At 37.5% G+C, this 23,336-nt stretch carries 16 protein-coding genes and 1 other annotated feature; of the genes, 15 read left to right on the top strand and 1 reads right to left on the bottom strand.

Annotated elements, in window-relative coordinates; genetic code table 11:
- The first annotated feature begins 4 nt into the window (after positions 1-4).
- The 6 genes from JL53_RS11195 (at position 5) to cspB (ending at position 6,488) form a co-directional block, all read left to right on the top strand.
- Positions 5-526 carry a transcription repressor NadR gene (locus JL53_RS11195; RefSeq protein ID WP_003720349.1) on the top strand — a complete coding sequence of 174 codons (522 nt, stop codon included), beginning with the start codon at positions 5-7 and terminating at the stop codon, positions 524-526.
- Positions 527-621: 95 nt separating this feature from the next.
- Positions 622-1,149, top strand: coding sequence for a septum site-determining protein DivIVA (divIVA, locus tag JL53_RS11190; RefSeq protein ID WP_003720348.1), 528 nt, complete (start codon positions 622-624; stop codon positions 1,147-1,149).
- Positions 1,146-1,380: a binding site (T-box leader), on the top strand. Its footprint overlaps the gene before it by 4 nt.
- 51 nt (positions 1,381-1,431) lie before the next feature.
- Positions 1,432-4,197 (top strand): isoleucine--tRNA ligase, encoded by a 2,766-nt coding sequence (gene ileS / locus JL53_RS11185; RefSeq protein WP_038407654.1) that lies wholly within the window; start codon positions 1,432-1,434, stop codon positions 4,195-4,197.
- 103 nt (positions 4,198-4,300) lie between these two features.
- Entirely contained in the window at positions 4,301-5,290 is a 990-nt protein-coding gene (gene dapF / locus JL53_RS11180) for a diaminopimelate epimerase (RefSeq protein ID WP_038407653.1), read from the top strand.
- 13 nt (positions 5,291-5,303) lie between these two features.
- A complete protein-coding gene (locus JL53_RS11175; RefSeq protein WP_038407652.1) occupies positions 5,304-5,999 on the top strand; it encodes a phosphatase PAP2 family protein in 696 nt (231 codons plus the stop codon).
- Positions 6,000-6,287: 288 nt separating this feature from the next.
- Entirely contained in the window at positions 6,288-6,488 is a 201-nt protein-coding gene (gene cspB, locus JL53_RS11170) for a cold-shock protein CspB (RefSeq protein ID WP_003720346.1), read from the top strand.
- A 68-nt stretch (positions 6,489-6,556) separates the two neighbouring features.
- On the opposite strand, the gene JL53_RS11165 is transcribed toward cspB, so the two are convergent.
- A complete protein-coding gene (locus JL53_RS11165; protein WP_038407651.1) occupies positions 6,557-9,655 on the bottom strand; it encodes an alpha-mannosidase in 3,099 nt (1,032 codons plus the stop codon).
- A gap of 279 nt (positions 9,656-9,934) precedes the next feature.
- Between JL53_RS11165 and JL53_RS11160 the strand changes: the two genes are divergently transcribed.
- The 9 genes from JL53_RS11160 to alsS all read left to right on the top strand — a co-directional run bounded on the left by JL53_RS11160 (position 9,935) and on the right by alsS (position 23,249).
- A complete protein-coding gene (locus JL53_RS11160; RefSeq protein ID WP_038407650.1) occupies positions 9,935-12,592 on the top strand; it encodes an alpha-mannosidase in 2,658 nt (885 codons plus the stop codon).
- Positions 12,593-12,595: 3 nt separating this feature from the next.
- Positions 12,596-13,900 carry a glycoside hydrolase family 125 protein gene (locus JL53_RS11155; RefSeq protein ID WP_038407649.1) on the top strand — a complete coding sequence of 435 codons (1,305 nt, stop codon included), beginning with the start codon at positions 12,596-12,598 and terminating at the stop codon, positions 13,898-13,900.
- Positions 13,901-13,959: 59 nt separating this feature from the next.
- Positions 13,960-14,571 carry a YesL family protein gene (locus JL53_RS11150; RefSeq protein WP_003720340.1) on the top strand — a complete coding sequence of 204 codons (612 nt, stop codon included), beginning with the start codon at positions 13,960-13,962 and terminating at the stop codon, positions 14,569-14,571.
- Positions 14,572-14,632: 61 nt separating this feature from the next.
- Complete coding sequence (locus JL53_RS11145; RefSeq protein WP_038407648.1) at positions 14,633-16,366, top strand: sensor histidine kinase; 1,734 nt, start codon at positions 14,633-14,635, stop codon at positions 16,364-16,366.
- Positions 16,366-17,850 carry a response regulator transcription factor gene (locus tag JL53_RS11140; protein WP_038407647.1) on the top strand — a complete coding sequence of 495 codons (1,485 nt, stop codon included), beginning with the start codon at positions 16,366-16,368 and terminating at the stop codon, positions 17,848-17,850. The genes JL53_RS11145 and JL53_RS11140 overlap by 1 nt, the downstream gene beginning before the upstream one ends.
- Positions 17,851-17,957: 107 nt before the next feature.
- A complete protein-coding gene (locus tag JL53_RS11135; RefSeq protein ID WP_038407646.1) occupies positions 17,958-18,887 on the top strand; it encodes an ABC transporter permease in 930 nt (309 codons plus the stop codon).
- 17 nt (positions 18,888-18,904) lie between these two features.
- Positions 18,905-19,876: a carbohydrate ABC transporter permease gene (locus JL53_RS11130; protein ID WP_003720335.1), complete on the top strand. Its 972-nt coding sequence runs from the start codon at positions 18,905-18,907 to the stop codon at positions 19,874-19,876.
- 18 nt (positions 19,877-19,894) lie between these two features.
- Positions 19,895-21,352, top strand: coding sequence for an ABC transporter substrate-binding protein (locus JL53_RS11125; protein WP_003720334.1), 1,458 nt, complete (start codon positions 19,895-19,897; stop codon positions 21,350-21,352).
- A gap of 193 nt (positions 21,353-21,545) precedes the next feature.
- Complete coding sequence (alsS, locus tag JL53_RS11120) at positions 21,546-23,249, top strand: acetolactate synthase AlsS (protein ID WP_003720333.1); 1,704 nt, start codon at positions 21,546-21,548, stop codon at positions 23,247-23,249.
- Positions 23,250-23,336 lie beyond the last annotated feature (87 nt).

Genomic DNA, 23,336 nt, shown 5'->3' with positions numbered 1-23,336 from the left:
TATAATGAAAAAAATACTTGGAGATGAACGCAGAAAGTTGATTTTGAAATGGTTAAAAGAAACAGATTCGCCTATATCTGGGAATCAAATCGCTAGTCGGACAAATGTGAGCCGGCAAGTCATTGTGCAAGATATTTCATTACTAAAAGCGGGAAACGAACCTATTATGGCAACTCCACAAGGATATATTTACGCAGAAGAGAAAAGTTTTACTGGCGAGAAACGAGTGATTGCAGTGAAACATACAAAAGAACAAGCCGCAGAGGAGTTAAATATTTTAGTAGATCATGGTGTCACAGTGATAGATGTCATAGTGGATCATCCTATTTATGGCGAGATTACAGCCTCTCTTCATTTGAAAAATCGTTTGGATGTCGAAAAATTTGTTAAAAAATTACAGACAACAGGGGCAGCAATGTTATCTGGATTGACAGATGGCACGCATTTGCACACCCTTGAAGCAGATACAAAAGAACAAATCGAACTAGCCGTCCAAGAACTTGAGAAAGCAGGATTTTTAATCTAACCTTTTTTCAATATAAATTCTAGGAAAAAGCTAGTATTTATGGTAGAATGTATGTTAGGTATTTATAAACAAAAAGTCGTATGGAGGTGCTAGATATGCCATTATCGCCGCTGGATATACATAACAAAGAGTTTACCCGTGGTTTTAGAGGTTATGACGAAGACGAAGTAAATGACTTCCTTGATCAAATCATTAAAGATTATGAACAAGTTATTAAAGAGAAAAAGCGTATTGAGGACACTTTAAATAATAGTGAAGAACGTCTAGGTCATTTTACAAACATTGAAGAAACACTAAACAAATCACTAATTGTGGCACAAACAGCTGCGGAAGAAGTAAAAGCATCTGCTGAAAAAGAAGCAAAACTTATCGTTCGTGAAGCGGAAAAAAATGCAGACCGAATTTTAAGTGATTCTCTTTCTAAAGCTAGAAAAATTGCGATTGAAATTGAAGACTTAAAACGTCAATCCAAAGTATTCCGCGAACGTTTGCGCATGCTAGTAGAAGCACAAATGGACTTGATTAAAAGTGAAGATTGGCAACAAATGATGGCTTACGATGTAGATGCAACAGAACTGGCATCTATTAAAGAAGTCGAACAAGCTGAATCTGAAGAACGTTAAAAACGATAATTAGAGACAAGTATATTTTTTAGATAATGGGATATGAAGCGAGTTGGTAAGTGGTGCGAGGCCAGCTATCCTTTAAAGAATAGAAATCACTCTTTAGTTCTAACCCGAAAGAGCAATCGCTTGAGTAGACGTTAGCGCGAGCCGGCGTTATGGCATAAATGAAGTGGACAGGCGTTCAATATGCTTGTCAACAAGGGTGGTACCGCGAATCTCGTCCCTTTTTGGGAGAGATTTTTTTGTGTTTAAAAATAACGATTTGAAGGAGAAGAGAATATGGAATATAAAGATACTTTGTTAATGCCAAAAACAGACTTTCCAATGCGTGGCAATTTGCCGAATAAAGAGCCTGAGTGGCAAGCGAAATGGGAAGAAGAAAAATTATATGAAAAAATTCAAGAAAAAAACGCAGGTCGTCCAAGCTATATCTTGCATGACGGACCTCCATATGCTAATGGAGAGCTTCATATGGGGCACGCATTAAATAAAACAATTAAAGATATCATTGTTCGTTATAAATCGATGGCCGGCTTCCGTTCACCATATGTGCCTGGTTGGGATACACATGGCCTTCCAATTGAAACAGCCATTGCTAAAAAAGGGGTCAAACGTAAAGAAATGTCTGTGGCTGAATTCCGTAAGCTTTGTGCGGAATATGCGATGACTCAAGTAGAAGGTCAACGGACTGGCTTTAAACGCCTAGGAATCAGTGGTGATTGGGAAAATCCATATATTACATTATTACCAGAGTATGAAGCAGAACAAATTAAAGTTTTTGGTGAAATGGCAAAAAAAGGCTACATTTATAAAGGGAAAAAACCAGTTTATTGGTCCCCATCCAGTGAGTCTGCTCTTGCGGAAGCTGAAATCGAATATCAAGATAAAAAATCAGCATCAATTTTCGTTGCTTTTAAAGTAACAGATGGTAAAGATGTATTAGAACCAGGAACAAACATTGTTATCTGGACTACAACACCGTGGACCATTCCAGCGAATATGGGAATCACAGTTAACCCAGATTTGGATTATGTGGTGCTTGAATCTGCTGGAGAAAAGTATGTTGTAGCGGAGGCACTTCTACCTAGCTTGCGTGAAAAACTTGGCTTTGAAGATGCCGTCGTTCTTAAAACTGTTCGTGGCTCTGAACTTGACCGCGTCGTTACAAAACATCCATTTTATGACCGTGATTCATTAGTAATGAACGGCGAACATGCTACTGCTGAAGCCGGAACTGGTGCAGTCCATACCGCGCCTGGACACGGGGAAGATGACTTTTTAATTGGTAAAAAATATAATTTAGAAGTATTAGCTCCACTGGATGATCGTGGTGTATTTACAGACGAAGCACCGGGGTTTGAAGGAGTATTTTATGATACTGCTAATAAAATGGTTACAGAAAAACTAGAAGAAGTGGGTGCTTTACTTAAATTGGAATTCATTACCCACTCATATCCACATGATTGGCGTACGAAAAAACCAGTTATCTTCCGCGCAACATCACAATGGTTCGCTTCCATCGATGCTTTCCGTGACGATTTATTAGAAGCGGTGAAAAGTGTTAACTGGACACCCGCATGGGGAGAAACACGTTTATTCAATATGGTTCGTGACCGTGGCGACTGGGTAATTTCTCGTCAACGTGCATGGGGGGTGCCACTTCCGATTTTCTACGCAGAAAATGGAGAAGCAATTATCACAGATGAAACAATCAGCCATATTTCAGAACTTTTCCGTGAGCATGGTTCCAATGTTTGGTTTGAACGTGATGTGAAAGACTTGTTACCAGATGGATTTACTCATCCTGGTAGCCCAAATGGTGAATTTACCAAAGAAACGGATATCATGGATGTCTGGTTTGATTCGGGTTCTAGCCATCAAGCAGTTCTGAATGCTCGTCCAGAATTAAGTCGTCCAGCCGATTTATACATGGAAGGTTCTGACCAATATCGCGGCTGGTTCAATTCATCATTAACTACTGCAGTTGCTGTAACTGGTGAATCGCCATACCGTAACGTGCTGAGCCACGGTTTCGCGCTTGACGGAGAAGGTCGAAAAATGAGTAAATCACTTGGAAATACAATTCTTCCAGGCAAAGTAATTAAACAACTTGGTGCGGATATTGTTCGCCTATGGGTTGCTTCTGTAGATTATCAAGCCGATGTACGTGTCAGTGATGAAATCTTAAAACAAGTTTCTGAAGTATATCGTAAAATTCGTAATACGATGCGTTTCTTGCTTGGAAATATTAATGATTTTGAACCAACGACCGACAGTGTTTCGTATGAAAATTTACGTGAAGTAGATAAATATATGCTTATCAAGCTAAATGATCTCGTTAAAAATGTCAAAGACAGTTATGAAGCATTTGAATTTTCGACTATTTATCATCAAATTAATAATTTCTGTACAGTAGAGTTGAGTCAATTTTATATGGATTTTGCAAAAGATGTCGTTTATATTGAAGCGACAGATAGTCCTAATCGTCGTGCTATGCAAACCGTCTTTTATGAATCGGTTGTTACGTTGACCAAATTACTTGCACCAATTTTACCGCATACGACAGAAGAAGTGTGGAACAGCTTAAATTCCGAAGGCGCAGAAAGTATTCATTTACAAGATTTACCAGAAGTGAAAGTTTTAGCTGATAGTGAAAATATTACTGCTAAATGGGATGCGTTTATGCAAATCCGTGATCATGTTCAAAAAGCCTTAGAATTTGCACGCAATGAAAAACTAATCGGTAAATCAATGCTTGCAAAAGTAACTTTATATGTCGACGGGGAAGCAAAAACTCTATTTGATTCACTTGAAGGCGATTTTGCACAGCTATTTATTGTGTCTGATTTTGAATTAGTAGAAGGTTTAGAAAATGCTCCAGAATCCGCACTGAAAGCAAATCAAGTAGCCGTTCAAATTACGGTTGCTAAAGGAGAAACTTGTGAACGTTGCCGGGTAGTGAAAAAAGATGTTGGTGCAGATCCAAATCATCCAACTTTATGTGGACGTTGTGCTGATATTGTTGTAAAAAACTACGAAGCTTAAAACGTGTGCTTGGGGAAAATCCTAATAAAAGGTTCCCCAAGCATTTTTATTTTAAATTATGGTATTATAGACGTAATTCTAAACAAAGGAGTGGCTCGGAGGAATGACAACAATTCACTATACGAAAGTACATGGTTCACAAAACAGTTTTTTCTTAGTAGATGAAGAAGAAAATAATATCAGCGGCTGGTCTGATGCTCATCGTGCTGATTTTGCGATAAAACTATGTGATAAAACGGATGCTCTAGGCGGTGCGGATGGAATCTTGTTTGTTACCGAAAGTAGTCTGCCAGGAACTATTGGTCAAATGAAAGTAGTTAATTCAGATGGCTCGCTTGCTTCGATGTGTGGTAATGGTTTAAGAACAGTTGCTCGTTATCTACTTGAAAAACATCGCTTAACCGAAGCAAAAGTGGAAACGATGAAAGCTGTTTTAGATGTTAAAAAAGCTGATTCGCTTGGATGGGAGATTCCAACGTATCAAGTCGAAATTTCTCCTGTTAAATTTACACCAGAAAGCTTGCCGATGAACTTACCAGTAGAGAAGTTAATTAATCAAATTGTCCCGGAATTAGATGCAGAACTGGCCTTTTCAGCTGTTTCTGTGCCAAATCCACATCTAATTACTTTTGTAGATCAAGTGGTACTAGATTCCAATAAACAAGAAAAACTAGCTAGCTACTTAAATAGTGAGAATCCTTTTTTTCCAGATGGTGTCAATGTTAGTTTTGTGAAACGATTAAACGACAATGCCATTTACGTGCGTACCTATGAACGTGGGGTTGGGTTTACTAATGCTTGTGGAACAGCGATGTCCGCTAGTAGCTTAATTAAAAAAATGCTTGATAATGATCCACTTGAAACGCCGCTTAATGTTTATAATGATGGCGGTAGAGTGCAAGTTATGGCGAAAGAAGAAGTGAATGGAGAGATTTCTCTGCAACTAATTGGCAATGCCACTTTTGTAAGCGTTGGAACAGTTAGTTATAACGGGGATGTAGTAGAATCATTAACAAGTGAATATACTGCCGAACAAGCTAGCTATGAGCAACTTGCAGAAGAAGTAAAACAGTTTTTAAAAACAACAGATTGAAAAGGAGTTAACCATGAATACAAATCGAAAAAAAGCAACACCGTTATTCGTTATCGGCGGATTTTGTCTTATTTTATTTATTACTATTGCCTCAGCTATTGCTACGGAAAGTAACTGGGTAGCGCGTTTTGATTTAAACTGGATTGGAAAAATTCGTGATGGTATTCAACCAGATAAAACAGCCATTGTCAAATTAGTTACAAACCTTGGAAGTGCGGAAACAACGATTATTTTAACGATTGTTATCGTTTTAATTTTATTTTTCTTACGTAAATTTGTGGTTGGTCTTTGGTTTGGGGGAACGATGCTTGTTTGTGGTGTAGTACTAAACTTGGCATTAAAAACGTTGGTTGGTAGAAGTCGCCCTGATAGCGTTAATTGGTTAATTAGTGAATCAGGTTTTAGTTTTCCAAGTGGACATGCGACGGCGACGGCAGTATTTTATGGACTCGCGGGTATGTTTTTAATTTTCACAGTTCCTAAAATTTGGCAAAAGATTGTCATTGGACTTATTGCGTATGGATTTATTTTATTTGTGATGTATACACGTGTTTACCTTGGAGTACATTTCCCAACGGATGTCCTTGGTGGTTTTTTCCTTGGAACAGCGTCCGTTTGTATTTCATTAGGTGTCTACTTTATTGCCCGTAAACCACTACATAACTTACTTGTAAAATGGCGCATTAAAGATAGAAGTATTATTGAATAATAAGTAAAACCTGCTATGAGTGAATTCACTCATAGCAGGTTTTTTAGTTAATAAACTGAATAATCTATTTTGTAACCGTACGGCTTTTTCGCTTGATTTATTTGGCGGATGGCGTTAATATATAAGTGTTAAAGCAAGCGGGTTTATGTATTATCAAGCGTATTGATTTTAGTCAGTACTTTTGATAATATGTGAATTTTGTAATTGAAAAAGCAGTTAGCTTGTTGTTAACACGTTTTTCGTTAGTAAAAGAAACATATTAAGAAAATTTTTGGAGGTTTGTGAAATATGCAAACAGGTACAGTAAAATGGTTTAACAGTGAAAAAGGCTTCGGCTTCATCGAAGTAGAAGGCGGAGATGATGTATTCGTACACTTCAGCGCTATCGAAGGTGATGGATTCAAAACTTTAGACGAAGGTCAAAGCGTTGAATTTGAAATCGTTGAAGGTCAACGTGGCCCACAAGCAGAAAAAGTGACTAAACTTTAATTTGCCTATGTTAAACGACTAAAAACACTCAGCGGACTTCTTAGGGAGAAGTTCTGCTGAGTGTTTTTTTATGCTAAATGAATTCGGAATGTTTTAATTTCGAATGGAGTAATTTGGAAAGTGCTACTTACGCCTATTGTTTCATCTTCCTCTAGTAAGTTACATTCGTTAATCGCTATCATGGTGTAATCACTTGTTAGCGTTACTTCTCCATGTGTGCCGGCAAATTCATGCAAACGAACGATCAGTCCATTGCCATCTTCTGCTTGCTTGATACTATCTATCATCACATAAGGGTTTGTAATTTGGAAAAGGGAAAATGACACTACTGCACCATTAGAGATGAAAATAGGGTTATTAAGTTCCCAAGCTATTTGTACCGTTTTTGCATCAAGGAAATCGCCGCTATGTGGATAAAGTGAATAGGTGAAATTATGGATACCTAAATCAGCTTGTGGATCGGGGTATCCGGCTGCTTTAAGTAAGGTTAGGCGAATGGTAGAATCTTTAATATCATAGCCATATTTCGATTCGTTAAGTAAACTAACGCCATAATTTTTCTCGGATAAATCAGCCCATTGATGACCAACTGTTTCAAATCTGGCATAGTCCCAGCTTGTATTCCAATGAGTAGGCCGCTTCACATTACCAAACTGAATATCGTAACTAGCTTCACTTGCATGGACCGAGACCGGAAAGGCAACTTTCAACAATTGATTTCGATCTTGCCAATCTACTTCTGTTTCAAATCGAATTTCCGGACTATCATGATAAAAATGGATTAACTGCGTGATTTGAGATTTTTCTGAGCGAAGTATTTGTTTCACAGTGAGACGAAGCAGTCCGTTTTCTACTATTTCAAAAGAACTTAAGTTAGTAATTTCGGTTTGTTTCTCTTGGTAAAACAAGTCAATATCCCAAGCGTCATGCCACATTGGCTTATCTTCAAATAATTGGAAAACATTACCATGCGCATTTTTCGCTAATACTTGGCGGTTATTTTTTTTGTCAAAGATGGATGTGAACTGTCCTTGCTCATTCCAGGTAACTTGGTAAAAAGGCGTTTCCAACTGTTTCTCTGTATAACCAAAAGAAGACTTTTCTAAGGTAGTCGTTGTTTTCACTGTTGAAATGCTTGCTGCACCGAGCGCTGGAAGGTTAGCATGTTGGATCAACCATTTTCCGTTTGTTAATTTTTGTGCTGGGAGTTCTCTATTTCTCTCATCATAAAAAGCGAATGATTCTTCGGTGTTTTCTAGCGCAACTTCGATGTAACGTGGACGCGACCAAGTAGAACTATTCCATAGTGTTATTTTTTCTTCATCAGGAGTTGTCAAATTCCTTAGCTGTTCAGTAATAAGAGCAGCATTTCCAGTCATTGCTTCTGTATATTCGATTAAAGCATCCTCATAAACTTCTTTGATGGAAGAGCCGGGAATAATATCATGGAACTGATTTCGTAATAAAATTTGCCAAATATCTGCTATTTTTCTCCTTGGGTAGGATGCACCTTGTTTTAAATTTGCTAACACGGATAGCCATTCACTATCTCTCAGACCAAGCTCAAGTTTGCGATTCATTTTTTTAGTAAAAGCTTGGCTTGTATAAGTCCCTCGGTGATATTCAAAGTAAAGTTCACCGTTCCAAGTATGAACGTACTGATCGGTTTTTTCGATAGTTTCATGTAAGTCATGGAAATAATCTGTCGCACTTTTTGGCTTCACTTCTGGAATTCCTGGCATTATATCATAGCGACGGCGCATCTCAAGCATTTCCCGATTCACTCCGCCTCCACCGTCTCCGTAACCATAAGCCAGTAAAAGTTCCTGATTGATCTCTTTATCTTGATATTTTGTCCAAAGTCCAGCAAGCTCACGTGCAGTCATTTTGCCATTATAAGTGGAAATATGGCTGTTTTTTTCAGGTGCTGTAATAAAATGAGTTAATATTTCTGTTCCGTCAATCCCGCGCCACTGAAAGGTATCATGTGGCATCCGGTTATATTGATTCCAACTGATTTTAGTTGTCATAAATGTTTTAATCCCAGATTTACGAAGAATTTGTGGTAAAGCCCAACTGTAGCCAAATACATCTGGTAACCATAAAAAACTGGACGGTTTTCCGAATTCTTCTCGTAAAAATTTTTGACCGTAAAGCATTTGGCGTACTAAAGATTCCCCGCTCGGAATATTACAATCGGCTTCAAGCCACATGCCGCCATCCGCTTCCCAAGCACCATCTTTAATTTTTGCTTTTATTTTTTCGTAAATTTCTGGATAATCTTCTTTTATATAAGCGTAAAGTTGTGGCTGCGATTGTAAAAATAAATATTCCGGGTAGTCTTCCATTAAATGAAGTACTGTTGAAAAGGAACGTGCTGCTTTCTCACGGGTATGTTTTAAACGCCAAAGCCAAGCGACATCAATATGGGTATGTCCAACCGCAGCTACTTTGACAGGGAAGTTTTTCGGCAGGCTTTTTACTGCACTTTGGATAATTTGATTGGCGTTTTCCATCGATGCGATATTTTTCTTTGAGCCTGATACAGACCAATCAATTGTTAAATAAGCGCGATTAACAGCCTGAAGAAGACTGGCATAACTTGGATTTCTTTCTTCCAGTTCGTCCAATGTTTTGAGCGCCGCTTTACTAGTGAAATATAAATCATCTATGGCTAAATTTAAATAGCCAATAAATGCTTCTTTCAACTGGTGGGTTTGAACTGTTTGAGCGCCGCCTCCTTCAAGGCCAGACCATAAACGAAAAGTAAGTTCTGTTGTTGTTCCAGCAAAACTATCTGGAAAAAGAACTTCGCGGTGATTTTGGTCGACACCCTGGAATGGTTTTCCGTCCACGAATAATAACGACTCAAAACCAGAATTATGACCATCACCTGTATTCCCAAAATCAAAGTAACCGATTAAGCGTGTATTCTTTTTTACTTCAGGGAAAGTTACGTTTGCTTTTAACCATAAATAACGATCTCGTCCAGCCCAGTAAGCAGCTATTTCAAGTTCGCTATCATAAACCACATTTTCTGGTCTTGCGGAAATTTCTCCGGCGATATCTTCGGCAGTTTGAAAAATCGTTATCGGGCATATTTTTTCATAACGATAGAGTGCAATTTCATCCAATCTACGCGATAATTTCTCTTTTGTAAAAAACATCTATCTACTCATATCCTTTCTTTTTCAAAATGGATTTATTTCTCTAGAACGGTTTCAATATATCATAGCGGGAAAAGAAGTCAATTTAGCTTTTGAAGGGAGCCTGTGGGTTTATTTCTGTCTATCACTAGAGCGAAGGGAATTGCGCTTTTAAGAAATGGACAAATCAAGGGAAAATGGATTATTCATAGTAGTTTTTCTAGGGGCATTGCAATTAGCTTTAGCCCTTACTATACTTAGCTTGAAAGCGAATACAAAAAGGATGTTTGGAGGAGCGAAATGACTAGAAAGAAAGCACATATTATTTCTCATTCTCACTGGGATAGAGAATGGTTTTTACCACTAGAAAGTTTAAGATTTAAGCTCGTGACCTTGATGGACGAGGTAGAAACGTTACTCGATTTGGAAGCAGGTTTTAATCATTTTCATATGGATGGACAAATGATTATGCTAGAAGATTATTTAGCCGTAAAGCCAGCGAAACGGGAAAAAATGAAGCAACTTGTGGCCAATGGGAAATTGAGAATTGGACCATGGTACATGTTACAAGATGCCTTTTTAACGAGTGGGGAAGCCAACATTCGAAACTTGCAGTATGGTTTAGAAATGGCAGAAGAATTTGGTCATGTTGAAAAAATTGGTTATTTTCCGGATACTTTTGGACTTTACGGTCAAGTTCCGCAATTAATGAGCCAAGCAGGATTTGATACAGTTGTTTTTGGTCGTGGGGTTAATCCGACTGGTTTTAATAATCAAGTTTTAGGTAGTGCATTTGCCTCAAAATATTCCGAAATGTTCTGGGAAAGTCCAGATGGATCCAAGGTTTTAGGGATTTTACTTGCGAATTGGTATTCCAATGGTAATGAAATACCAGTAGAAAAAGAAGCGGCAAAACTTTTTTGGGACAAAAAATTAGCGGATGTGGAACGATTTGCTTCCACGGATGAATGGTTATTTATGAATGGATGCGATCATCAACCAGTGCAAACAGATTTAGCAGAAGCAATTGAGGTTGCAAGAGAACTTTATCCAGAAATCGACTTTATCCATAGTCATTTTGAGCGCTATCAAGAAGCAGTAAAAGAAAATCTCAAACCAGAAAAATTACAAACCGTTTATGGCGAGTTAACTAGCCAACAATCAGATGGTTGGTCGACGCTTGCAAACACTGCTTCTTCTCGAATTTATTTAAAACAAGCGAATGAAAAAATGGAACGCTTGTTAGAAAGGCTTGCAGAACCAATCTCAGTAATGGCGAGTGAAGCAGGTATCGCATATCCGCATGAGTACCTTACCTTTGCCTGGAAACTTTTAATGGAAAATCAAATTCACGATAGTATCACAGCTTGTAGTTTAGATGAAGTTCACCGGGAAATGGAAATTCGGTTTGAAAAAGTGGAACAAGTGTCCATGTCGCTCATTACAAATGCTGCCTGCAAGCTAACCGAGCAAATAGCTACTTCAGGAAGTGGAATCCCAATAACCATTTTTTTTGCAGGGGGAATTGAGGTAGCGAAAACCATCGAAATCGAACTAGAAACCGATGAAATTTACTTTTCGGAAATGCATTTTGAGAAAATACCGGACGAATTAGCAAAACTTCCAGCTCAAAGTTTCCGACTAGAAACAAGTGAAGGCGAGGAAATCCCAGTTGTAGTAGAGTCGCTTGGAATTCATTTTAATTATGACTTACCTGAGCGGAAATTCCGTGATTCCTATTTTGCAAGAAAATATAAACTAAGCTTTACTACCGAAAATTTACCAGCAGTTGGTTATGAAACGATTTATGCCCATGCGATAAAGCAAGAAGAAACAAAGCCAGAAGTAAGTGCGAAATATACACTAGAAAATGACTTTTTAAAAGTGGATATTGCACCTAATGGCACCTATTCTATACTCGATAAATGTACTTTTGTCGAAGTTTCGGGGCTTGGGGCGTATGAAGATGTAGGTGATATTGGTAATGAATATATGTTCAAGGAAACAGGTGACAAATTACGTATCGATACACTTCAATCAGAACCAGCGATTAGTGTGTTACGTGAGGATAAATTAGGCAAAACAATCAAAATTCAACACGAAATCGAAATTCCAGAAAGTGCCAGTGAAGCTTTTGCTGATGAGAAGAGACGGCTTGTTTGGCATCCAAATAGACAAAGTCCGCGTTCTTTACAACAGACGATTTTAAAAGTTGTCACAGAACTCACCCTCAACAAACAAGATAAACAATTAGCTGTTCGCGTTAAAATCGACAATCAAGCAGATGATCATCGGCTCCGAGTGTTATTCCAGACGGGGAGAACAAATGAAACCCATCAAGCGGGAAGTGTTTTTGAAGTGGTGACTCGTCCAAACAAACAAGTAAAAGAATGGACCAACCCTGCCAAAGATAATCGTAGTCAGAACTTTGTTTCATGTGGAAATGTCGTTATTGCAAGTCATGGTTTGCCCGAGTATGAAGTAAGTGAATTAGGGGACAAAATAGAATTAACCTTAGTACGCGCTGTATCGGAAATTGGCGATTGGGGTGATTTCCCAGCATACGAAGCAGAGTGTCATCGTGAAATCATTGCAGCGTTTTACGTGATGTTAACGAATGAAGTGGATGTTAGAAACAGTGAAATACCTGCCGAAGTGAGTGCATTACTAGCACCAACTTTTGCAATTCAACATAAGCCATCAACCCAAGAAAAAATGCTCCCTGAAAAACAGAATTTTGCGAAATGGAAAGCGGCTGATGGACTAGTTTTTTCTACTTTGAAATTTGCTAAGGATAACAAACGAATCGTCCGTTTTTACCATACGGGAGCAACGCCAACTAACCTGCAAACAAGTCATACATGGGGAAAATCCACTATTTTAGAAAAAGCCAGTGAAGGACATACAACCACTTTCACCGTCCGCCCAAATGAGATTATTACATTAAAAGGAGTGTAACGAATGACAAAAGAATTTCCAGCAAGCTTTAACAAATGGATTGACAAAGTAAAAACCACTTTTCCAGAAAATGAAAAATTACAGCGAATGTTTGAAAAGTGTTTTACCAATACGTATACAACCACTTTGCAAGAAACCGAAGAGGGGCTTCCGTTTGTCATTACTGGTGATATTCCTGCAATGTGGTTACGAGATTCCACTAGCCAAATTAGACCCTATCTAATTGTTGCGGAAGAAGACGAGGAAATGGCGAATTTAATTGAAAATCTAGTCAAACTACAAACGAAATGCATTCTTCACGATCCATATGCCAATGCGTTCAATAAAAGTGCTAATGGCGCGGGTTTTCAAAAAGACAAAACAGCGATGACTAGTCTTGTTTGGGAACGTAAATATGAAGTTGATTCGCTGTGCTATCCAGTCCAATTAGCCTATCTTCTTTGGAAGAGCACGAATCATACCGGTCATTTCACAGAAGAATTTAGACAAGCTTTACACCAAATTATCCAAGTGTTTAAAACGGAGCAAAATCATACGAAACAAAGCCCATACCGTTTTGAGCGGGAAAATGTTCGGCAGTCAGATACGCTTAATAATGATGGCAAAGGAACTGAAGTAAGCTACACTGGGATGTCATGGAGTGGTTTTAGACCAAGTGATGATGCATGTGTTTATGGCTATCTTGTACCAAGTAATATGTTCTTAGTCGTAGTAATGGACTACATTCAAGAAATGGGCGCGCAGTTCTATCCAGAAGACAACCAACTATTAGAAACAAGTTTAGAGTTGAAAGAAGAAGTTGCTGCTGGAATCGAAACTTTTGCGAAAGAACCCCACCCATATTACGGGGATGTTTATGCTTATGAGGTGGATGGAACAGGACGTAAATTATTTATGGATGATGCCAATGTACCAAGTTTGTTGGCCGCACCATATCTTGGTTTTTGTTCTAAAGAAGATGACGACTATAAAGCAACTAGAAAATTAATTCTTAGCCGAGAGAACCCTTATTATGTGGAAGGGGCAGTACTAAAGGGAATTGGTAGCCCACATACACCTGATCATTACGTCTGGCCAATTGCGCTTAGTATCCAAGGTTTAACTGCGGAAACAACAGATGAGAAACTAGCTATTCTAGAGATGTTAATTGCGGGAGATGGTAATACGGACTATATGCATGAAGGAGTTAATGCCTCGAATCCAGCTGAATTCACAAGAGACTGGTTCGCCTGGTCTAACGCAATGTTTAGTGAATTTGTTTTAAGCTTATGCGATGTTTACGTCAAAGGAAGCCCGCTAAGTAAATAAAAAAGAAAAAGTCTGAGCGATAAACTCAGGCTTTCTCTTACTATCAAAGGAGCAAAATAATGAAACTTATGGATAAATTTTCCGTTATTAGCGATTGGATTATACGACTTGTTTGGACTAATTTAGTATGGTTATTTCTTGTTTTAATAGGTGGGATTGTTTTAGGATTTATGCCAGCAACGATTGTCCTATTTACTATTACTAGAAAATGGGCGCGAGGAGAATTAGACATTTCGGTTTGGAAGTTAGCTTGGCCCACTTACAAAAAAGCGTTCATTCCAGCAAATTTAGCAGGAGGGGTTTTCGCCAGTATTGCCTTATTCTTATATGCTGATTTACGAATTGTCTTTGAATTAATGCAAGGGTTTTGGTCAATGATATTATATTTTTTCCTTATGTTTTTATTATTCTTAGTTGGGATAGCCTTACTGCAATATTTTACTATCTTTGTTCATTTCCAAATGAAAAATGTTCGAGCTTACGTCGTACAATCATTTCTACTTGCTTTTACTAGCTTGAAAAATATATTTATGATGGTTGTTGGCCTTGTTTTCTGTGCTTGGCTTATATCCAAAATGCCAGCGTTTATTCTATTTATTTCTGGTGTCTTACCAAGTTATTGGGTTATGAAAATTAACTTGCAACGCTTTAAACAAATGGAACCTAAGTAACCCCTTACAATATTGGTAATAGTATGTAATAATCAGAAAAGAAGAGGGGGCGGTAAAAAGAATGATGCAAGAATTACCACGCAAACGGGTTTTTAAAAGAATGTTATTAATTTTTTCCTTAACAAGCCTTTTTACAGTAAGCTTGTTACTTTTTTTCATTTATAAATACTATACCAATATTCAGCTAGATACTAATTTACAAGCGACAGAAACGATTGCAAGTAAACAGTTAGATGTACTCACGGAAAAGCAAAAAGCATTAATCAGTTTAACTCAAGATATTTACCGAAATAGCGATTTAATGCAAGATGTTCAAATTGCGATGACAAATGACTACAGTAGCTATACGGAACAAAATATCGATAATTATTTTAAAAGTAAAAGTTTTTATTCTGTAGATATGCAAACATATCTACAGTCTTATTTTGCGTATGATGAAGACATTACTGCCTTACAACTTGTTTCGGCAGATGGTAGTTATTCCTATACTTTTCCAAGTCGTTACCGGGAATGGAAAGAAACTGTGGATAGATACGGAGAAGAACGTATTGCCAAACAAGCCTCCAAGGAAGGTAATTTTTATACCGTCGGAAATAATATTGTAGTTAAACAGCCAATTAATGATCCAAGCACACTGAAACAAATGGGTTACTTGCTACTATATATCGATCCAACCGTATTAAATAAAGCGATTAGTAGAGATTATAAAAACTCGATTTTCCAAATAACCAATGCGAAAGGTGTAGAGCTATATACGAACCATCTAATTAAACAACAAGACACTACGGAAAAACAAGGGTGGGTCAATGTGAATAACAAAAAAATGTATTTACAAAGAACTGAAGATGAAACAAGTGGTTTAAAGAGTAATGCTTATTTATATAGTGTGAATGATAGCAATATACCACTTATCGAGATAGCTTTATTTGGGATTGGCCTGCTTTTAGTTATTTTTTCTATTAGCGTGAATTTTATTATTAGTAGACGATATTCAAAGCGAATTTTAACAATTATTGGTGGAATGAATTTGGTGGAAAACGGTACACTTGATGCCAAACTGCCTGTGGATAACTATGGTGACGAATTAACAATGATTAGCGAACGTTTTAATCATATGACTGAAAATCTCGATGCTTATATTAAAAAGGTATATACACTTGAAATGGAAGAACAAAAAGCAAGATTGAAAGCGCTTCAAGGTCAAGTTCAACCACATTTTCTTTATAATTCACTAGAAGCGATACGGATGAATGCGCGCGTTGAAGGAGCAAAGGCTACTAGCGATATGATTTACCAACTTGCGACCTTACTACGCTACACTGCGAATCACCGTGAGATTACGACACTTGGGGAAGAAATCAACTACGTTAAACAATATGTCCGCTTTATGGAGATGCGGCAGGAACGACCAATTGAGCTAGAAATTAATATCGATAAACGCTTCAATAATACGGCTATTCCGCGATTCGCCTTGCAACCTTTAATCGAAAATTTTTTTAAATATGCTTATAAAGAAAACACCCACCCAAAAGTGACAATTACAGTATCCTTGGAGAATAATAATTTGTTTTTTGAGGTGATGGATAACGGCTCGGGAATGGATGCTGAGAAATTAACGGAAGTGCAAATGACAATTGCAAGCAAAGCAGAAACCAGTCATATTGGACTAGCAAATTTAAACAAACGATTGCAATTACTATACGGTGAAGCCTACCATTTAACCATCAAGAGCAAAACGAATGAAGGTACCATTATTTTATTCCAAGTACCTAAGCATACGGGAGGAGAGAAATAATGATAAAAATTGTACTAGTAGATGATGAACCCCTTATTGTCAAAGGCCTAGAGAGTATTATGCCAGAGTTTGAGCAAGAAATTGAAGTAGTTGGAACAGCACAAAATGGTGCAGTTGCGTTAGAAAAATATGGAGACCAAGAAGTAGATGTACTATTGACAGATATTCAAATGCCAGTAATGAACGGTTTGGAATTAATAGATGAATGGAAAAAAAGGCAACCATCGACAAAAATGGTGGTATTGTCAGGATTTGAGGATTTTCATTATATTAAACGCGGACTTTCAGCAGGAATTGAAAACTATTTATTAAAACCTTTAAATGAGCAGGAACTGAAAGAAACACTCATTCAAATAGAGAAAAAGCAAGTGACGGATAAAGTCATACCGAAAGAAGAAGCTTATTATATTTTACGGGATAATACGATTTGGCGTTGGTTGCATTTGCGGATTAATAAAGAAGAGTGGGAAGAGCGGCTGGCCTTATATGATATGACGCTTGGACAAACGAAAAATGCAGTACTTATTCAAATTCAACCAACCAAACAAGTAAACAAAGAAGCATGGAAACTACTTTCAGAAGCTTATCGGGCAAAATATTCCTTTATGTTATTAACACCAGATAATGAAATCATCCTAGGAATAGAAGAACTAACTTCTTTATCCGAACAAATTTTAGCGATTCAAAGTGATATAAAAACCGTTTTAGAAAACGAGGCATTTTATTTATTTGTAAGCGAAAAAGTGCAGGGAGAGGTCATGTATCCTCAAGCCTTTCGTCAATTAACGAGATTACTCCCAGAACGGTTAGTCCAAGAAAGTGGAAGCTTGATTGCCTTTCATAAACGAACGAAACATACGTGGCGCCCAAAAAGAAAACAATACCAGCTGGCCCAGTTACTCGTGATGAATAATGAAAAAGAAATTAAAGCATGGATTAGACGTTTTTTTCAGGAATGGCTAGATCATAAAGTAGAAAGTGACCCACACCAAATGCTTCATATTCTCAATGAACTACTAGTAATGTTAGCGGAATCTGACCCAAGAGAATTAAGTGAATCGATGGAAAAAATTGCGGAAGAAACAAGTATTGAAGGATTAGAAGAAGCAACATTAACGTATGCGATACGCTATTATAATCATAAGAAACAAACGGATGAATCCAAGAGTCCGATTATCCAAAATGTGCTTACTTATATTAAGGAACATTTTGCAGAAGGGATGTCTTTAAAAACGCTTGGGAATGATTTTCATATTAATGCGGTCTACTTGGGACAACTTTTTCAAAAAGAGATGGGAGAGCATTTTACTGATTATTTGAATCGCTACCGAGTGAATTATGCAAAAGAAGAATTACTGCTAACCCAAGATAATTTAACGATAATTGCTAGTAAATCTGGTTATACGGACATGGCTTATTTTTATCGTCAGTTTAAAAAGCATACAGGGGAGACACCGAATCGTTACCGGAAAATTCATCAATAAAAACTAATATTTGTCTATAAATCTAAACATCAGCAACTGTTTTAACCGCTCTAAAAAAGATAAACTTAATATGTTGAAAGCACTTACAAAAAAGAGGGGTGGATGGATTGAGAAAAGTTTTATCACAAATTCGAGCAAATCGGATTTGGCTATTAATGGTACTACCGGGAGTTCTTTGGTTCTTGGTTTTCTCCTACTTGCCGATGTTCGGAACAGTGATTGCATTCAAAGATTACAAGATTGACGGGAAAGGATTTTTATCCAGTATTATGAGTAGTGATTGGGTGGGGCTTGAAAATTTTAAATTCCTATTCCAAACCAACGATGCTTTTATTATTACCCGAAATACCGTTCTTTATAATTTAGTATTTATTATTGTTGGTTTAGTTCTAGGTGTAGCTTTGGCCATCGTGTTTAATAGTTTACTGAATAAACGAGGAGCTAAAATTTATCAAACTGGGATGCTGTTCCCTCATTTCTTATCATGGGTAGTAGTTAGTTACTTCTTATTTAGTTTTTTGAGTGAAGATAATGGATTGATGAATAACCTATTAGTTTCATTAGGTCAGGATCCGATCTCATGGTATAACGAGCCTAAATACTGGCCATTTATCTTGATTATGATGAATGTATGGAAAGGTCTTGGCTATGGAAGTATTGTTTACCTAGCAGCAATTGCTGGTATTGATCGAACATACTATGAAGCAGCAATGATTGATGGTGCTGGAAAATGGCAACAAATCCGGCACGTAACAATTCCGGCATTAACACCGCTAATGGTCATTTTAACAATTTTGAATGTCGGGAAAATTTTCAATTCAGACTTTGGACTATTTTACCAGCTACCGCGAAATTCAGGACCACTTTATCCTGTGACAGATGTTATTGATACATATGTATATCGAGGCTTAACTTCACTTGGAGATATGAGTATGAGTGCAGCGGCAGGCTTTTATCAGTCTATTGTTGGGTTTATTCTTGTGATGCTTACTAACTATATCGTGAAAAAAATTAACCCAGAATATGCTTTATTTTAAAAAGGAGGCGAGATTAGTTGGCAGAACAGCTTGAAGAAGTCAGTGAAATAGAACAAGTACGAGGTGAAATGGAAAAACCAGTTAACAATCAACCTGCAAAAGATATTATTGGTTTTAATAAAAAAATGAATATCGCAATGAATATTTTACTTGGTTTTCTTGCATTCATTTGTATCTTTCCATTTTTATACATTATCGTTATCTCGTTTTCAAGTGAAACATCTTTGGCGGCGAATGGCTTTCAACTGATACCGAAAGAGTGGAGTACGGAAGCATATGAATATTTATGGAGAATGAAAGGGCAGTTATTACAATCATATGGAGTAACGATTTTGGTAACGGTCATTGGAACGATATGTAGTGTAGCGATGATTGCATTATATTCATATGCCATATCTCGTCCACAATTTAAATACCGGCGTCAATTTACATTTATCGCATTTTTCACGATGCTGTTTAGTGGTGGAATGGTACCTGCATATATTGTAATGACACAATTTTTACATTTACGAAATAGTATTTGGGCGATGATTTTGCCGCTTGCGATGAATGCCTTTTATATTATGATAATGCGCACTTTCTTTCTACGTTCGATTCCAGAACCTATACTCGAAGCAGCACGAATTGAAGGGGCAGGAGAATTACGGATATTTTTACAAATGGTCATCCCACTTTCCTTGCCAGGACTTGCGACAATCGCGCTTTTTTCCACTTTAGGTTATTGGAATGATTGGTTCCAAGCATCTCTTTACATTGATAATCCAAATTTAGTCCCGCTACAATCTTTGCTCATGAAAATTGAAAATAACTTAGAATTTATGCGGCAAAACTCGGAAATTGCTTATACTGCCGGCGCATTACAGTCCATACCACAAGACGGAGCAAAAATGGCGATGGTGGTTATTTCCACATTACCAATTGCTATCACATATCCGTTCTTTCAAAAGTACTTTATTAGCGGGCTAACAATCGGCGGCGTTAAAGAATAAAAAAATGGAGGGAAACAAATGAAAAAGAAATGGGGAGTAATCGTTGCATCACTTTGCTTGTTGCTCGGACTAAGTGCTTGTGGAAGTGATGAGCAGGCTGATGCAAATGAAGTTCCGACATTGAAATGGTACATGATAGGAACACCGCAGAAAGACACGAAAGAAGTCATGGAAGAAGTAAATAAATATACCGAAGAAAAAATTGGTGTTAAAGTAGAAATGACCCAAATTGATTGGGGGGATTACGGCAAACGAATGCAAACGGTCATTAACTCAGGTGAAAACTTCGATATTGCTTATGCTGCTGCAGGAGAATTTGTTTCTTATTCACAAAAAGGCGCTTTCTTACCACTTAACAAGTATTTAGATAAGGAAGGCAAGAAAATGAAAGCCGAGTTAAATGACGTACTATGGGAAGGAGCAACAATTGATGGTAACATTTATGGCGTGCCATCCAACAAAGAAGTCGGCGAACAACAAGTGTATGTTTTTAATAAAGACTTAGTAGACAAATATAAGATGGACGTTACAAAAGTAAAAGATTTTAGCGACCTTGAGCCAATGCTAAAAACAATAAAAGAAAATGAACCAAGTATTACACCAATCGGCGGAAATAAAGATTTTAAACCAGCCTTTTCATATGATTATCTAATTGATAACGCAGTACCACTTCCGTTTGCAGTAGATCAATATGAAGATACTGGAGAAATCGTGAACTTCTATGAGCAAAAAGATACTCTTGAAACCCTTAAATCACTTCATAGTTATTATCAAAAAGGTTATGTAACAAAAGATATTGCAACTTCAACAGATCCATGGTCTTATGATAAGGAAAACTGGTTTGTACGTATTGAAAAATATCAACCATACGCAGAAAATATTTGGGACAAAAATACTGGTGGTAAATATAAAGTAGTGACACAACCAATTGCCGAAACACCAATTATCAAAAATAATTCCGTAACAGGAGCAATTCAAGCAGTATCCGTTACAAGTCAACATCCAGAAGAAGCAGTGAAATTCCTCGATTTACTAAACACAGATGAATACCTGCGTAACCTTGTGGATAAGGGTATTGAAGGAACCCATTATAAAGAATTAGAAGATGGCAAAATTCAAGACTTACCAGCTCGAGTAGAACGTTATAGCATGCCTACCTATGCACTTGGAAATCATTTTATCTTGAAGCTATATGAAGACGAACCTGCTGATAAGTGGGATCAATTCAAAGCATTCAATGATAAATCAGTTGCATCACCAGGACTTGGATTCTACTTTGATTCTTCCAAAGTAAGAACCGAAATAGCTTCGATTACTAATGTTTGTAATGAATTTGCCCCAGCGCTTCTTACCGGAACGGTTGATCCAGTAGAATATACAGCGAAATTCAAAGACAAACTAAACGATGCTGGAATGAAAAAAGTAATGAAAGAAATGCAAAAACAATACGATGATTACCGCACGTCACAAGAATAAGACGAAGAAAGAACTTAGAAATCCTAAGTTCTTTCTTTTTTTGTATAACAGTTTTTTTGTAATTATATAACAGTTTGCAAGCTGATAATATTGCAATAATTGCTTTTAGTAGTATAATAAACTTGTGAAAGAAGTTGGATTACAAACTGTACTATTGAATTTTAATTATTTTATATAACAAAGGATGATGGAAATGTTGAAATTAGAAAAAGAACAAGAACAAGAAAAAAAAGTAAACCAAGGGAAATCTGGCGCAGATTTAGTTGTCGATAGCTTGATTAATCAAGGTGTAACACATGTATTTGGGATTCCGGGCGCAAAAATTGACAAAGTATTCGATGTCATGGAGAATCGTGGTCCAGAATTGATTGTTAGTCGACATGAACAAAACGCTGCTTTTATGGCTGCGGCAATTGGTCGCTTAACTGGAAAGCCAGGGGTTGTTTTAGTTACAAGTGGACCAGGTGCGTCTAATCTTGCAACAGGGCTTGTAACTGCAACTGCTGAAGGCGATCCTGTAGTGGCGATTGCTGGAAATGTAACTAGACAAGATCGACTTAAAAGAACCCACCAATCGATGGATAACGCTGCTCTCTTCCGTCCAATCACTAAATATAGCGAAGAAGTTATCCACGCGGAAAGCATACCAGAAGCAATCACTAACGCATTTCGTTCAGCAACTGAGCCTAATCAAGGTGCAGCTTTCATCAGTTTGCCGCAAGATATTGTTAATGAAACAAATGTACCTGTAAAAGCAATTCGTCCACTAGCAAAACCAGAAAATGGCCCAGCATCAAAAGAACAAGTGGCAAAATTAATTTCCCGCCTAAAAAAAGCAAAATTGCCAGTTTTATTACTAGGCATGCGCGCTTCTAGTCCGGAAGTAACAGGTGCGATTCGTCGTTTGCTTCAAAAAACAAGTATTCCGGTAGTCGAAACATTCCAAGCAGCGGGAGTTATCTCGCGTGATTTAGAGGAGAATTTCTTTGGCCGTGTAGGATTGTTCCGTAATCAACCTGGAGATATCCTTCTTAACAAAGCTGATTTAGTTATTACAGTTGGTTATGACCCAATTGAATACGATCCAAAAGCTTGGAATGCATCTGGAGATCGAACTATTGTCCACATAGATGATATTCGTGCGGATATTGATCACTATTACCAACCGGTCACAGAACTAGTGGGAAATATAGCACTAACTTTGGCCCGTGTTAATGCTAAATTTGGTGGGTTAGAGCTAGCGGATAAAGAATTAGAAACTTTAAAAAAACTTCATAATAAATTAGAAGAAAGAGATGTTCCACCTGTTAGTGATGAAACGAATCGTGTTCACCCGCTATCCGTTATTCAAACGCTTCGTTCCGCTATTGACGATAATGTTACAGTAACGGTAGATGTTGGTTCGCATTATATTTGGATGGCTCGTCATTTCCGTTCCTATGAACCACGCCGACTGCTTTTCAGTAATGGAATGCAAACGCTTGGTGTGGCCCTTCCTTGGGGGATTGCAGCAACGCTCGTTCATCCGGGTGAAAAAGTTGTTTCAATATCGGGGGATGGTGGATTCCTGTTTTCGGCAATGGAACTTGAAACGGCAGTTAGATTGCACGCGCCTCTTGTTCATCTAGTTTGGAATGATGGTAGCTACGACATGGTTGCCTTCCAGCAAAAAATGAAATACGGCAAAGAAGCAGCTGTTCGTTTCGGTGATGTAGATATTGTGAAATTCGCGGAAAGCTTTGGGGCAAAAGGACTTAGAGTAACAAAACCAGAAGAGTTAGCTGATGTTTTAAAAGAGGCGCTTGATTCAGAAGGACCGGTAGTCGTGGATATCCCAATTGATTATCGTGATAATATCAAACTTGGAGAAACTATACTACCAGATCAATTTTATTAAGAAGATAATGGAAAACCTTTATTTGACTAAAGGTTTTCTTTTTTTAAGGATAAAATTTGACTTGGAGTGGACTTCAAGGTATATCCT

Origin of the sequence: Listeria ivanovii subsp. londoniensis, assembly GCF_000763495.1 — a bacterium.
Taxonomy (GTDB): Bacteria; Bacillota; Bacilli; order Lactobacillales; family Listeriaceae; genus Listeria; species Listeria londoniensis.
Note: the sequence above shows the minus strand (reverse complement) of the source record. Positions and strands in the feature narration are given on the sequence as shown.

Coding starts and splice junctions, on each gene's coding strand:
- JL53_RS11145 (WP_038407648.1), top strand. CDS start 14,633: ATGATGCAAGAATTACCACGCAAACGGGTTTTTAAAAGAATGTTATTA.
- JL53_RS11140 (WP_038407647.1), top strand. CDS start 16,366: ATGATAAAAATTGTACTAGTAGATGATGAACCCCTTATTGTCAAAGGC.
- JL53_RS11160 (WP_038407650.1), top strand. CDS start 9,935: ATGACTAGAAAGAAAGCACATATTATTTCTCATTCTCACTGGGATAGA.
- JL53_RS11195 (WP_003720349.1), top strand. CDS start 5: ATGAAAAAAATACTTGGAGATGAACGCAGAAAGTTGATTTTGAAATGG.
- JL53_RS11165 (WP_038407651.1), bottom strand. CDS start 9,655: ATGTTTTTTACAAAAGAGAAATTATCGCGTAGATTGGATGAAATTGCA.
- dapF (WP_038407653.1), top strand. CDS start 4,301: ATGACAACAATTCACTATACGAAAGTACATGGTTCACAAAACAGTTTT.
- divIVA (WP_003720348.1), top strand. CDS start 622: ATGCCATTATCGCCGCTGGATATACATAACAAAGAGTTTACCCGTGGT.
- JL53_RS11175 (WP_038407652.1), top strand. CDS start 5,304: ATGAATACAAATCGAAAAAAAGCAACACCGTTATTCGTTATCGGCGGA.
- ileS (WP_038407654.1), top strand. CDS start 1,432: ATGGAATATAAAGATACTTTGTTAATGCCAAAAACAGACTTTCCAATG.
- JL53_RS11150 (WP_003720340.1), top strand. CDS start 13,960: ATGAAACTTATGGATAAATTTTCCGTTATTAGCGATTGGATTATACGA.
- JL53_RS11155 (WP_038407649.1), top strand. CDS start 12,596: ATGACAAAAGAATTTCCAGCAAGCTTTAACAAATGGATTGACAAAGTA.
- cspB (WP_003720346.1), top strand. CDS start 6,288: ATGCAAACAGGTACAGTAAAATGGTTTAACAGTGAAAAAGGCTTCGGC.
- alsS (WP_003720333.1), top strand. CDS start 21,546: ATGTTGAAATTAGAAAAAGAACAAGAACAAGAAAAAAAAGTAAACCAA.
- JL53_RS11125 (WP_003720334.1), top strand. CDS start 19,895: ATGAAAAAGAAATGGGGAGTAATCGTTGCATCACTTTGCTTGTTGCTC.